This is a genomic window from Acidocella sp. MX-AZ02 (genome assembly GCF_000306035.1).
GTDB lineage: Bacteria > Pseudomonadota > Alphaproteobacteria > Acetobacterales > Acetobacteraceae > Acidocella > Acidocella facilis.
In genome coordinates, this window is sequence record NZ_JH976214.1 from 1 (window position 1) to 12556 (window position 12556).

At 54.7% G+C, this 12556-nt stretch carries 14 protein-coding genes; 6 read left to right on the forward strand and 8 right to left on the reverse strand.

Features of this window, described 5'->3' with window-relative positions:
• Positions 1–205: hypothetical protein (locus MXAZACID_RS19900; protein ID WP_205619861.1), on the forward strand; the 205-nt coding region annotated here is incomplete at its 5' end.
• Between the two features lie 153 nt (positions 206–358).
• On the opposite strand, the gene MXAZACID_RS18505 is transcribed toward MXAZACID_RS19900, so the two are convergent.
• The 3 genes from MXAZACID_RS18505 to MXAZACID_RS16960 all read right to left on the reverse strand — a co-directional run bounded on the left by MXAZACID_RS18505 (position 359) and on the right by MXAZACID_RS16960 (position 4678).
• The gene (locus tag MXAZACID_RS18505) at positions 359–850 is read right to left on the reverse strand and encodes a host attachment protein (RefSeq protein ID WP_083878894.1); all 492 of its coding nucleotides are present in this window, start codon (positions 848–850) and stop codon (positions 359–361) included.
• Positions 851–864: 14 nt separating this feature from the next.
• Positions 865–1512, reverse strand: coding sequence for a BON domain-containing protein (locus tag MXAZACID_RS16955; protein ID WP_008495773.1), 648 nt, complete (start codon positions 1510–1512; stop codon positions 865–867).
• A 346-nt stretch (positions 1513–1858) separates the two neighbouring features.
• Positions 1859–4678, reverse strand: a complete 2820-nt coding sequence (locus MXAZACID_RS16960) for a response regulator (protein ID WP_008495774.1) — start codon at positions 4676–4678, stop codon at positions 1859–1861.
• A 240-nt stretch (positions 4679–4918) separates the two neighbouring features.
• On the opposite strand from MXAZACID_RS16960, the gene MXAZACID_RS18975 reads away from it, so the two are divergent.
• The 4 genes from MXAZACID_RS18975 (at position 4919) to MXAZACID_RS18510 (ending at position 7767) form a co-directional block, all read left to right on the forward strand.
• Positions 4919–5104, forward strand: coding sequence for a hypothetical protein (locus tag MXAZACID_RS18975; RefSeq protein WP_008495775.1), 186 nt, complete (start codon positions 4919–4921; stop codon positions 5102–5104).
• A gap of 81 nt (positions 5105–5185) precedes the next feature.
• The gene (locus MXAZACID_RS16970) at positions 5186–6259 is read left to right on the forward strand and encodes a sigma-54-dependent Fis family transcriptional regulator (protein ID WP_008495776.1); all 1074 of its coding nucleotides are present in this window, start codon (positions 5186–5188) and stop codon (positions 6257–6259) included.
• A 134-nt stretch (positions 6260–6393) separates the two neighbouring features.
• Positions 6394–7071 (forward strand): DUF1614 domain-containing protein, encoded by a 678-nt coding sequence (locus MXAZACID_RS16975; RefSeq protein ID WP_168118464.1) that lies wholly within the window; start codon positions 6394–6396, stop codon positions 7069–7071.
• Between the two features lie 111 nt (positions 7072–7182).
• Complete coding sequence (locus MXAZACID_RS18510) at positions 7183–7767, forward strand: transposase (protein ID WP_256378791.1); 585 nt, start codon at positions 7183–7185, stop codon at positions 7765–7767.
• Positions 7768–7930: 163 nt separating this feature from the next.
• Here the strand turns inward: MXAZACID_RS18510 and MXAZACID_RS18980 are convergent, their stop codons facing one another.
• The 5 genes from MXAZACID_RS18980 to MXAZACID_RS16995 all read right to left on the reverse strand — a co-directional run bounded on the left by MXAZACID_RS18980 (position 7931) and on the right by MXAZACID_RS16995 (position 10790).
• Positions 7931–8278, reverse strand: coding sequence for a hypothetical protein (locus tag MXAZACID_RS18980; protein WP_144052880.1), 348 nt, complete (start codon positions 8276–8278; stop codon positions 7931–7933).
• A gap of 65 nt (positions 8279–8343) precedes the next feature.
• Entirely contained in the window at positions 8344–8982 is a 639-nt protein-coding gene (locus MXAZACID_RS18985; RefSeq protein WP_144052881.1) for a hypothetical protein, read from the reverse strand.
• A 26-nt stretch (positions 8983–9008) separates the two neighbouring features.
• Entirely contained in the window at positions 9009–9632 is a 624-nt protein-coding gene (locus MXAZACID_RS16990) for a C39 family peptidase (RefSeq protein ID WP_205619863.1), read from the reverse strand.
• A 105-nt stretch (positions 9633–9737) separates the two neighbouring features.
• Positions 9738–10106 (reverse strand): hypothetical protein, encoded by a 369-nt coding sequence (locus MXAZACID_RS18990; RefSeq protein ID WP_144052882.1) that lies wholly within the window; start codon positions 10104–10106, stop codon positions 9738–9740.
• Positions 10107–10217: 111 nt separating this feature from the next.
• Positions 10218–10790 (reverse strand): hypothetical protein, encoded by a 573-nt coding sequence (locus MXAZACID_RS16995; RefSeq protein WP_008495782.1) that lies wholly within the window; start codon positions 10788–10790, stop codon positions 10218–10220.
• 339 nt (positions 10791–11129) lie between these two features.
• On the opposite strand from MXAZACID_RS16995, the gene MXAZACID_RS17000 reads away from it, so the two are divergent.
• The gene (locus MXAZACID_RS17000; protein ID WP_008495783.1) at positions 11130–12542 is read left to right on the forward strand and encodes a transporter; all 1413 of its coding nucleotides are present in this window, start codon (positions 11130–11132) and stop codon (positions 12540–12542) included.
• Positions 12543–12556 lie beyond the last annotated feature (14 nt).

Here is a 12556-nt window from a genome sequence, read left to right on the forward strand (position 1 = left end):
GCTAGTGCAGCTGCTGGTGAAATTTCGCTTCGAGCGAGGCTGGATATTCGATGATGTCCGCGTTGTTGGAATTGTCAGCAGTACAATGCGCACTCTTTTATGCTCGTGTTCCGTTTATCTCGAAACCGGCTTGCGTCAATTCCCATGCGTGCTGGCCCATACTGCGATGAAGTATGGCCCATATCACCCCACACCCAGCAGTTAGAACTTACGAGTGGTAGGAGTGTTCCAAAGGCAAGGAAAAAATTTTATCTGGCGAATGCTGGCCTAGGACAGAATGACAAGCCTATTTCAAATAAATCAGAGAATATATTGGTTTGACTTGAACAACTCGGCACGCTGTCGTTCCAACGAATATTCAAATCTGCGGTCGCGGATTAAGTGTTGGCATGAGTTCCTCCAGATGCTTCCATAACTTGTCGTTTGGAGTTTTTACAAGATCCTTATCGACTTCACCAAGAAGCTTTGCAAGGACCAATGGATGCAGCGTTCTCTTCATCACGCTCAGGATATGGGAAGGGGCAACGATGACAAGGCTATCGAAGTCTTTTGCCTGCATACCATTGATTTCATCCGCGATGAGACGCGCAAAACGTTCCTTTTCAAGCTCGTGAGGATCGTGGCGCGGCGTGATGGCATGATGGGCAGTCGAATCACTGTGGAAACTCGCCCCTGGCCGGTCGCTACGCAATTCTGCGGACCGGCGATGCGCTTCCGCTGATGTTAGCGTCCGTACGGTGTGTAGTACGTTGGTTTTTGTCAAGCGAATGAAGCGCGCTTGTTCCCCATCAAGCAAAACAATGAGCAGATTAATGCTTTTTTCATCTCCACTTTCTCGAAATTTACGCATGATGGAACTCCGCCTCAAGTAAATTCAAGATGGTCCTCAATTTCACGAACCGCTTGAATAGAACGTACGGCCGCCAAGATGACATCGCGCTCGTGCCAGCTATCCACTTTTCCTCTGACTGTTACCTTGGCTCCCTCGACTTGAAGCTGGATCTTGTTTGCTTCAATTTCCGCATTACGATTCAACGCGGCGTCGATCGTCTGTTTGACATTTGACGCGATGACTGTGGGCATTACATCGATTTGGTTAATGACGCCGACCACACCACTCAACTTATGCACGGCACGCTCAGCCGCCGTCTTTTGAAAGTAATGGCTGACCCTGCCGGTCAATGCCACCAATCCCTGACGGACCCTAACCTGAATTTGGCCTTCGGGAAGGGAGCTGTCCCAGGCGATGATTTTGATAGCTCTGCCGGCAATTTCATCATCCGCAAGTCGTTTTCCGCTAGGCAGTCGGACCTCGATCTCTTGAGCTATACCATGAACACCCCTGACCCGTCGTGCGGCAAGTTCGGCTGCGCGCCGTTCCGCATAACTGTCGACATATCCGGTCAGTGTGACGACATGGCCGGCGACGGCAACGCCGATATGTGCGGCATTCACTCGTGGCTCGAATTCAAGTTCCGCAACAACCCTCTGTCGAATTGTACCCTCACTCATGTTGCCTACCCTTCCGTTGAGCCGAAGCCACCAATAAGGATGAACTGGATGGGCCAAATGGAGCCAACGGGCATTGATCTTCGTCAAAATTTAAAGCGAAAATCATTATAAAAAAGCAATCAAACCGCGATGTCGAATGGGATCCAACGACAATCGAAGCATCTGCAAACATATACGGCATATTGCATGCCGCGTCTGATCGAAGCCTATATGACGCTTAAAGTAACTCAAACAACGCCTTTTCCGAATAGGTTCAACTCAGCTTGTCTCGATTCATGCTTTCAAATCTGCCAAGGCAGACGTACCGGGCGTAGCCTCCTCCTCCTCCTCGACGCGTCCCAAGCTATCACGCATGGGCGATCAGGCGCACCAGAGCTGCCAGAGATTTCGTGCCCATCTTGCGCATGACGCTCTGGCGATGATGCTCGGTGGTGCGTTCGCTGATGCCCAGATCGACCGCTATGTTTTTGTTGAGTTCACCACGCACCACCCGCTCCATCACCTCACGCTCGCGTGGCGTCAGACTAGCAAGCCGGTCGGCGAGGTCCGGGGGCGCAGCGATGCGCGCCCGGCTTTGCTGTCTCAGCGCTGTCATTACACTTTGGAGCAGTGCCAGCCCGTCTACCGGCTTGTGCAGGAAATCCGAAGCGCCGTTACGCAAGGCCTGCACAGCCAAAGGCAGGTCCACGCTGCCTGTGAGAAAAATGATCCGCGGAGGATCGGCTTCGGTCTTCAGCAGCGTCTGCAGGGCGGCTCCGCTCATCCCTGGTAAGATGACGTCGATGATAATGCACCTGAACCTGGCGCGCGCCGGATCGGCCAGGAAAGCCTCCGCGGAGCTGTAAGCTTCCACACCGTATCCGCCAGCTTCCAGCACGTCGCGCACGGCGCCGCAAATGCTCTCCTCGTCGTCAATGACGGCAATCTCAGCAACCGCCGTACCGTTACTGGCAGGCGGGGCAAGCGCCATGGAGCGCCGCACGCTATCATCCGCCCGCCAGCCAGGCGCCATGCGGCTTACCACCTGCTCGATCGCACCCAGCAGGCGGTGGGGCTGCACCGGCTTCAGGATGAACTGCGTGTCGTTGTCTCCAAGCTCTGGACTGCCATTCTCCCATGCCCTGCTACAGAGCATGATGGTCGGAATCTGCCGCAGCAATGAGGCACGTATTTGCCGCACGAGATCCGTACCGCTTTCTTTGCCAGGCAGATCCTTATCGGCGACAATGACGAGCGGCACATCCAGCGGTAAAGAGAGGATGTCCTCCGGAAGCGCGGCAATATCATGCAAAATTCGCACTTGGTAGGACTCCAAGCTCAGCAGGGTCTGCAATGCATCGCGCTGGGCCGGGTCATCCTGGATAAGCAGGATCCAAGGAGTTTGCTTATCCTTTTCATGTCCAGCATGATCTCGGCCGCCGGAAAAATGCGGATGCAGGATAATCAGAGCAAACATGCTGCCACGCCCGGGGGTTGATTGGACCTCTGTCTCATAGCCCAACCGCGCGCAGAAGCGCTTTACAATATGCAGGCCAAGCCCCAAGCCAGCCTGCTCGTTACCCGCCGGATGCAGCCTCGTGAATTCGTCGAAAATCCGTCCAATCTGCCCGGCCCGGATACCCGCGCCAGTATCCCATATTTCGATCCTGAGCTGCGCGCCGCGCCGTCGGCAGCCCATTAGAACCTTGCCTTTGTCTGTATATTTCAATGCGTTGTTGAGCAGATTGCTGAGGATACGCGCGAGCATCCGCCGGTCTCCCCGTATGGTGGCCGAACACGGAACACAGCGTAACACAATCCCCCTGGCGGCAGCGGCGGGCGCAAAATCGTCTGCAAGACTGAGGAGGAGGGGCCAGAGGCGGATATCCGCCAACTCCACCGGTAAGGTACCGCTTTCGATCTGGCTGGCGTCAAGCATGCTTTCCACCAAATCTTGCATGTGCCTTACGGCGTCGTCCAGCTTGGCCAGAGTGGTGAAGGCCGGCGGGTTTATCACCTGCCGCTCCAGCACGGATTTCAGCAGCCCGATGGTTTGCAGAGGCTGACGCAGATCATGCCCGGCGGCGGCGAGAAAGCGCGTCTTGGCGGCACTGGCCTCTTCGGCGACCTTGCGGGCGGCGGCGAAGGCCGCGTCGGTCTGCGCACGGTCGATCAGTTCCGCGCCAAGATGCAGATACAGATCCGTCATGCGCAGCTCGCGTTCGGATGGGACATGCGGATGGCGGAAATGGGTGGAAACCACGCCTTTGACAGTGCCGCCTCGCAACATGATGGGGGTGGATTGCACCGCCCTGAACCCCGCAGCCGCCGCGACCGCACGATACGGCGCACATGCCTCGTCCAGCAACACGTCTGGGACGACCACCCGCGTCTTGGCCCGTAGCGCCCTCTCGTAAGGCGTCCCATCCGCCGAGCCAACACGCTCAAACCGCGCGAGGAACGGCGGACGGAACCCCTTCTGGACGGCCAGGGTGAGCCATGCGCTTTCCGTATCGAGGAGCTGGATATTGCCGAAATCGGCGTGCTGCAGGGCCATTACCGCGTCCAGGACTTCCTCCAGGACCTTGTCCAGCTCTGATATTTCGGCGAGCTTCGTAACGAGCATGTGAAGCTGGCGCATGCCTTCCAATTCGGCCTGCAACTCGGCGCGTAACCTGTCCAGTTGGGCTTCGGTCTGCTTTATGCCACGCAAATCGTGGATGGTTGCCAGAATTAGCGCTCCCTCGACTGTCTCCACTGGACAAAGGCCGATATCCAGCGGCAGCCTTGTTCCATCTTTGGTGAGGCCAAAAACGTCCTGGTTTGCACCCATTGGCCGGCCGGCAGGAGCCGTCATGTATCTGTCGTGAAACGCCTGATGTCGTTGGCGCAGTTCAAGCGGCACAAGCACTGTCACCGGCTGACCGATCAGCTCATCTGCGCTGTAGCCAAACAAGGACAGAAGTGACGCACTGACGCTATGTATACGCGCCGCGGCGTCAAGAGCGAGAGTGGCGACGGGCAGCGCATTGATAAGCAACTGGATTTGTTGACGCAGAATTTTGTCCTGGCTATCCGTACCGGCACAGTCGAGAGGCTTTACCTTTTCTATCAGCGAGATATCGGGCGGTGGCTTATCTTCAGGTCCAGCCCTATTTTGTGCTTTTCCACCCATAGGAAACATCATGTTTATACCTTAGTGGCAATGAAGCCTGTCACCAGCGCAACCTCTGCGTGTGAACTCTCCGCGAAGTTTGGTGCGTTCCGGCGTTATTGAATATTCATTACACTGAAATTTCACCGAGTAAAACATATTTCGATACAAAGCTTAAGATTGGGATAAATACCTACGGGGAATCCGAAGCTGGATTTGGCCGTTTCAATCCGCAAACTGATGCTCGCACATTCAAAACGAAGGCGAGACGTCATGATCGAGCAACAGATGTGGGTTTGTGAGGAAAATATAAAGCGATTTCAAAGCAGATTGGCGCAGGAAGCTGACGAGACGCGCAAGTCAATGACAAGAAATCTGCTTGCCTTTGAGCAGCTGGAATTGCAGCGGTTGATCTGCGAGAAAGCCACAAGAAAAAATTTCGCCAGAGCAAAAAAATAGAGCAACCTGTCCTGCTTCGTGCTGTTCAAAATCGGTGACTGCGTCAATTCGAAGATAATGCAACGTTGAGAGGAGCTTATAATGCCCGGCCATCGCAATGGCGACAACGTCGCACGTATGGAGGTTCCGCTGGCCGCCATCCATCAAACGTCGACAGCCCAGACCATTATCGCGCGGTCCTCAGACAACGAGTTCATGGTCGGCGACAGCCAGGTGATGCGTGATGTTTTCGATAAGATCCGCCGCCAAGCTCCCACCAGCGCACCTATCCTCATTACCGGTGAGAGCGGCACCGGCAAGGAACTTGCCGCTCGCGCCATACATCAGCGCTCTGCCTTTCGTGAAGGACGATTCGTCGCCATCAATTGCGCCTCCCTGCCCGCTACGCTTATCGCCTCGGAACTATTCGGATATGAAAAAGGTGCCTTCACGGGGGCAAACACGCGCAAGATCGGTCTTGTTGAGCTGGCGGACAAAGGCACCTTATTCCTTGACGAGATCGGTGATCTGCCATTCGATTTGCAAGGCCATCTACTGCGGTTTCTGCAAGAAGGCACGATCGTGCGGGTCGGCGGCCATCAGCCGATCTCCGTTAGCGCCCGCATCATTTCCGCAACCCATGTCGATTTGCGGCAGGCGATCGAAAATGGAAAATTTCGCGAGGATCTATACTACAGATTAAATGTTCTACCCCTGCATCTACCCTCTCTGCGCGAGAGGGACGGCGATCTACAGCTTCTTGCAAAGTATTTTCTCGACACGTTATCGGTCGAACTCGGTCATGGCGCCAGAGGCTTCACGGCCGACGCTCAGGCATTGATCGAAACCTACCACTGGCCAGGTAATATCAGGGAGATGATCGCCGCCATAAGGCGCGGCATCGTTATGGGGCATGGCAATTTGATCTCGGCGGCAGATCTGGCCTTAGAGCCTTGGCCAACTTCGCCCAAACACCATCAGTTTTCGCTGTCTGTAAGCGACAGGCGCGCTTACGAACCCGGGTCCGACGAAGAACGGAAAACCCTGGAGGACGCGCTTTCACGCTGCCAGTATAATTTAAGCCGTACCGCGCGTGTGCTGAAGGTCTCGCGCGTTACGCTCTATCGCATGCTAAAGCGTCACGCGATGTCCCGGAATACTATGCGGGAAAGATAAATATCGTAGCGTAAGATACGGTATTGAGATGAAAATTTTTTGCGTTATCCGCATCGGTTTTGTTTTCGCGAAAGCGCCGTATGCATATCGCGTCGTCGCGTAAGAATACGCAATCTGGTCTCCGGAACACCGTGATGATTCTGCTTATGTGGTTTTCCTTCTCTCTTGCGATCCTGCTGCTGGTGCTCATGCCTCTGGCTTTCACCGAGATAATGATGAGCGGTCTTGCCAAACTTCATTTGAGTGCTGATGCTGCATCTTTGCTTGTTTTATTTATGCTTTTTGGCGGTGCGATCAATATTCCGATTTTAAGATTTCACTCTGGACGTCGTATCTGCGTTCAACCGCTCGTATCTCATGGCGTTTTCGGCTTCCATTCTGGTTTCACAAAAGCTACAAACGAAACCGTGGTTGCGGTCAATCTCGGCGGTTGCGTGATTCCAGTTGGGCTTGCATTGTTCGAGTTCACGCGCCTGATGGCAGCCGATTCAGGAAGCTTCTGGGCTGTTGTTGGAGTGTCCTCAATAAATATTTTCATCTGCTACGATCTCGCACGCATTGTTCCTGGAATCGGAATCACGCTCCCTGGCCTGATGCCTGCCTTCGCCGCGGCTGGACTCGCCCTAGTTTTTCTGCCTCAGGAGGCAACGCCCATAGCCTTCATAGCGGGTGTGGCCGGCCCATTGATTGGTGCCGATCTGCTTCACTTACCGCAGTTGCGTAAACTCCCGGTCGGCATGCTTAGCATTGGTGGCGCCGGCACGTTCGACGGCATCGTGCTGGCGGGTATCATCGCTGCCTATTTGGCCTGATTGTCAAAATCCTGATACGTTTACGGTATAGCTCTGGGTTTTGTCTCGATTGCGGTCGGCTAAGTCACCGGGCGCAGAGCCACGCTCGGGCTGAAGGTTTCCACCGGCACGATTGTCGACGCGACCATCATTCACGCGCCGTCCTCGACAAAGAACGAGGCGAAAGCGTGTGATCCCGAGATGCACCAGACCCGGAAGGGCAACCAATGGTATTTTGGCATGAAGGTGCAAATCGGAGTGGATTCCAAGACCAAACTGATCCACGCAGTGGCGGCCACCCCTCCGGGGCCATTCCATCGGCGCTTCGCACCGTCGGAACCTTCGGCCCCTCCACCCGCGAATGCTGATGACATTGCAATGCTGGAAGGCCAGCTGCACGGAGATGAGGCGCGCGTCTGGGTCGACCAAGCCTATCGCGGCCGGCGTGATACCATCCGCCGCTGCGCGCCCAGGGCCAAGGGTTTCACCAACCGCCGCCGCAAGATCAAGGGCGTCGTCGACGAGGCCGACAAAGCCAGGAACGCACGTAAATCCAAAACCCGCGCCAAGGTGCGCTATTATTTTGCCGTGATGAAGCGCGTGTTCGGCTCCGCCAAGGTCCGCTATCTTGGAATCAACAAAAATGTCGACTGGCTGTTCGCCAGTTGTGCCCTGGTTAATCTGTTCATGGTCAGACGGCGCCTATTGCCAAGATAACCCCGCCGAGGCTCTGTTCCCCTCGTCCGAAGGTAGAAAAAATAGAAAATCATCCAACCAAGGACGCCTGCTCACTACAAACAGAAACGCCAGGCCGCATGAGAATAGAAATCGCCAGCTTATTCAGATATTCCTTAAGAAAAAGTCACCTTTAAAATACGCACTATTTCGTGACGCCATTGATGGTGATGACTGACGCGCCGTTCACATTACTCTGTTCTGCCGCATGTGGCTTCAGCTCATCCCACAGCGTGATGGTTCCGCTGGAAGAGGCTGAGTTTCCGAATACCGGCTCCTGTAAAGAGCCTCCTTTAACAGTCGCGATTGACTGATTGGAAAGCGGCACGAGCGTGAGGTTGGCGACATCGACGAAGGGGGGTGTGGAATCCTGCGCGCGAAGAGAGCCGGGGCAAAGAGCCAGCGCCAAAAAGCACGCAGCTACCAGACGCCACAATATAGGCTTTGCCATGCAAATTGTTCGATGTTGCACAAATCTCCGCAAATCAGCCATCTCACATCCTTTGCCAGGTCGCCGGCCGTCCGTTTTTCCGGGGGCGGGCTTTTCCGACGGGAGCCTTACTTGAACGCGTTACCCGCATAATACAGTCCTGCTTGTGTATTTGCAAAAGATTGTTGTTGAGTGAGGAACCGGCTTAAGCCTGAAATCGCGATATTCATCGTCGCCGCGACGCTAATGCTGGTATTGTTGGCTGTATTCGTTGTTTGGTTGGACAGTCCACCGGAGCCCAGTTGGGTATTGATTATGGTTCGGCCGCTATTGCCGGTGGTTGTCAAATTGACAGTATTGCCGACGGTGGGCGTAATGGTCTGCGTATTGCCGTTGGCATCCGTCACCGTCAAAGATGGTGTAGAGACGCTCACCGGCGTAGAGGCGGTGGCTGTGGCAGTGTTCGCGTGACCATTGGTGGAACTCGTAGCGGCGGTTACATCCGTTTCGGGAACCATAATGCTTTTCACGACAACGCCATCGATGGTTTCAACTTGCTTGAATGCGAAACTGATTGACAATAATTTATTTAGATCGAATCCGCCTCTGATGCAGCCAAGCTCTTTTGGACCGATTTGATGCCCTGAAAGGCCCAGCGCCAAAGATACTGCTTGCTTGTCCGGCGTAGCCGAATGTGCCATGGCGGGTAGCAGTGCGAAAGCCGCCGCAGCGAGCCAGGCTGTTGTTTGGTTTTTGATCGGAAACATTGATCGTCTCCCGTTAGCCAGAGCCGCTAGAATTTTTCGAGGTCGGGGATGCCGACCTGTTGCAGCGTGGCCAAGTTGATTATGAAGTGACTGAGGTCAAGAGGTGCGCTCGGCTCTCCGGACCAATCCTGCCCGTCGTTAAAACCCGCCCGTGCAAGCTCCAGATGAGCGAGAATGATGAAGAAGATCCCCGACCATTGCTGTCTGAAGCTGGATACGGACACGCTGCGCAGCCCGATCGCCGGATCAGCCAACATCACCTGTCCATTGCGTATCCCGCGCAGTACTACAAAATGTTTGTAGCCGCGCTCGTTGATCAGCACGATGGCAGGAATTTTGATTTCGGCCAGTTTATGCAACGGCGCGCGGAACCCGCCAGCGGGAATGTTGCGTCGGGACAGGTACTCTTTCATATCAAGAAGGGAAAAGCCGGATTCCCGAATGGCTTTGCGGTCGCCATTCAGGAACATATCGGTGAAAACGGAGGTTTCGCTCGCCTTGATGTGATAGGTGTAGAGTAGCAATGTAGCCAGAGCTGCGGAGCCGCATGAAAAATCATATTGCTGCCGGATCGTCGTGTTGAACTTACGGGCCTGGAAACTTTGCACAGTGATGTTGGCGGATCCCGTACCCGTCGCCAGTCCGTTCAAGGGGATCTGCCCAGCGAGTGCGTTTGTCGGTGCCAATGCCAGCATTGTGGCAAGAAGGCCGACGCTCTGTGTCAAGTATCGCATCGTCAGCTCCCAGCATGGCTCCTAATGGACGGTTATGTTTACCGTCATGCTACTTTGCAGCAGCGTGTTGTTGCCGGTATTCTGAATAACCGTGGTTAGCCCGGTATTGCTGTTAACGGATTGTATGTTTGAAATTGACCCGGTAATAGAATTGTTGGCGCTATTTCCAGTATCATTTCCAATATTTATGGCAGCAACGGTGCCGGATCCGCCGCGCATGTTTGCCAGCTGCGCCGGTGAAACCGCGTTCGCGCGCAGGCTTGCGATCATGGCGCCGCTGTTGTTCGCGTCAATGCCGTTATTGGCACCGGAGGCGCGCGCTTGGTGAGCGAAGACGAAGACTGCACTGCCAAGTGCGAGCGAAAGTGCTATTGCCTTCTTGTTTGTCATTGAGCTCTCCTGCACAAAGGCTTTTTTTGTTGCCGAGGACAAGGCGAACAGTGCGGCCCCGTATGGCGGGTGGAACGCCATACAGGTTACCGCACTGCCCTTCTCCGGCTATTAGAAGCCGTTGAAGCCCGTGCTGCCGCCGCCGACGTAAGACCCCAGCGCCACGGAATTCTGCTGCAGAGATGCCGTTCCGGCATTCTGCTGCACGGTGCTGATGCCGGAGCTGCCGCTGTTGGCGAAGCTCATTGAGGCATTGCCGCTGGAGATCAATGCTGTCGCGCTGCCCTTATGGCCTTCCCCACCGCTACCACCGCCGGAGAAGTCGATATTGCTGAGCGTTCCGGTATTGCCGGAGCTGGCAAAAGTGACGTTCATATGCGTGTTGGTGTTGGTGTCGCTCAGCGACACATTGCCGACAGACAGGAGGGTCTTGGTCACGTCCCAGCTGTTGTTCGAATTGCTGGTGACCGTATTGCCATTGGCGTTGAGGGCGGTACCGCCGGTGGTTGCCGCGCTACTGCTGTCTTGGGCGCTCGCGTTCTTGACGACCGGCACAGAGGTATTTGTGGTCGTGGTGGAGCCGCCGCCGGGCCAGCCGCCCTGCCCACCCGTCGGTGTACCGGCAAGTGCCAGGCCGCCGGTCAGAAGGAAGGCAGCGGTGCTCGCAAGAAAAAATGTACGCATTGTCGCTCTCCTGTTCGTGTTGAAACGTTATAAAAAATTTATGGCCGATGTGGTTTCACGGTCACGCTACATATCCAGCAAGTCCTGTGCCAACTTATCTCGTTTCGGCTTAAGATTTATATGGCATGAAATTTCAGGGCTTTGGTGGATGCAGCTCAGGCTGCGTTGGAAGATGGAGAGAACCAAGAAACTGTAAAGGGTTTACGAAAACTGTAATGCTTAAGCGTATCATTTTCGAATTTTCTCATGTTCAAAACGGACAATTGCGTGTGGCGTTCAACAGGTGTTTGGATTAGAAGGCTCCTTAAAATAGTGATAAGAGAAATAAGGAGGCTTATCATGGTGGCGACCTCTAAAATATTCTTTCACCGTTCTGAAAATACGGCGCTGTTAGCAAAACCGAATCAGAAATCGCCGTCCCCGGTATTTTTTTCGATCGCGGGCGAGCCCCGTATAGCGGTCTGGCCATTATCTTTATTGTTTTGCATGGCGGTGATGGAGCCCGGAAAAGCACAGTCTACCGCGGATAATATCGCGGTGCTTCAAGAATCCATCTCGGCGCAACGGACGAAGCTTCAGAAAGTCGAGCAACAGCTCGAAAAGCAGGCTTTGCAGCTGCAGCAGCAACAGCAGTTGCTTGACCAGGAGATGGCGCAATTGCGTGCTGCTGGAACCACCAAGCCGCAGAAGCAACAGCCAGAGCAGGAAGCGGCCGCGCAAGACCAAGCGCCCGCCGAAACCGCGGGAGCCGAGCAGGAGGAGAAGCAGCAGCAAAGCCGGCAGGAACAGACTAAAGTGATCCTGCAATCCTCCACCGTGCTTACAGGTACGGGCGGCGTGCTGACACCAAAGGGTCAGCTGGTGATCGATCCTTCCGTGGAATATGATTACTGGACCCAGAACCAGCTCAATCTTAACGGGTTCACGATCATACCCGGGATTACCTTTGGTAATATTTTCATTTCTCACGTGGATCAACGCTATTTAATGCCCGCTCTGACGTTGCGTTATGGACTCACGAGCCGATGGGAGATCAATCTGAAAGTACCATTTGTGATGGGCTGGGGTAGTACCATAGCGCAACAGGCGGGTGCCGATGCGCGCCCTCTGACTGCCAGTGCCAACGCCGCCAGCATCGGCGATATTCAGTTTGGGACATCCTACCAGTTCAATAGTGGCAATAATGGCTGGCCGGTCTTCGTCGGTAATCTGACCTTCAAGACCGCAACCGGACAAAATCCATACGAGGTGCCGATCTACAACGCGATCAATACCAACGACCAACTTTTATACGGCGTCGCAAGGAAGCTGCCCACTGGCACCGGCTTTTACGCGCTGGAACCCAGCTTGTCGGTCTTCTATCCCACGGCCCCTGGCGTGCTGTTCGCCAATATTCAATACATCAAGAATTTCAGCCATACATTCACCATCCCCAACACCGGCGGCGGCCCTGGCGCACCGATAAATCTCTCGCCCGGCATGGCCCTGGCCGCCACGTTCGGGTTGGGATTCGCGTTGAATGATAAGGCTTCGATGTCTTTGAGCTATCAAGAAGAGCACGTGTTTCCTGCATCTGCGGGTGGGCGGAAGATCGCCGGATCGGCCTACGATTTCGGGACATTCAATTTCGGTCTCGGCTATGCATTCTCGCAGCGTACGAGCGTGAATATAGGGGTGGGCATTGGCGTGGGGCCCTATGCGCCGGCCGCGAAAATTCTGATCGAAGTGCCGGTGCGGATGAATCTATTTTGACAATACGTTCTAGC

Coding starts and splice junctions, on each gene's coding strand:
- MXAZACID_RS16955 (WP_008495773.1), bottom strand. CDS start 1,512: ATGAGTGAGGGTACAATTCGACAGAGGGTTGTTGCGGAACTTGAATTC.
- MXAZACID_RS18985 (WP_144052881.1), bottom strand. CDS start 8,982: ATGTTTCCGATCAAAAACCAAACAACAGCCTGGCTCGCTGCGGCGGCT.
- MXAZACID_RS17000 (WP_008495783.1), top strand. CDS start 11,130: ATGGTGGCGACCTCTAAAATATTCTTTCACCGTTCTGAAAATACGGCG.
- MXAZACID_RS16960 (WP_008495774.1), bottom strand. CDS start 4,678: ATGATGTTTCCTATGGGTGGAAAAGCACAAAATAGGGCTGGACCTGAA.
- MXAZACID_RS16970 (WP_008495776.1), top strand. CDS start 5,186: ATGCCCGGCCATCGCAATGGCGACAACGTCGCACGTATGGAGGTTCCG.
- MXAZACID_RS18975 (WP_008495775.1), top strand. CDS start 4,919: ATGATCGAGCAACAGATGTGGGTTTGTGAGGAAAATATAAAGCGATTT.
- MXAZACID_RS18505 (WP_083878894.1), bottom strand. CDS start 850: ATGCGTAAATTTCGAGAAAGTGGAGATGAAAAAAGCATTAATCTGCTC.
- MXAZACID_RS18980 (WP_144052880.1), bottom strand. CDS start 8,278: ATGGCTGATTTGCGGAGATTTGTGCAACATCGAACAATTTGCATGGCA.
- MXAZACID_RS18990 (WP_144052882.1), bottom strand. CDS start 10,106: ATGACAAACAAGAAGGCAATAGCACTTTCGCTCGCACTTGGCAGTGCA.
- MXAZACID_RS16995 (WP_008495782.1), bottom strand. CDS start 10,790: ATGCGTACATTTTTTCTTGCGAGCACCGCTGCCTTCCTTCTGACCGGC.
- MXAZACID_RS16975 (WP_168118464.1), top strand. CDS start 6,394: ATGATTCTGCTTATGTGGTTTTCCTTCTCTCTTGCGATCCTGCTGCTG.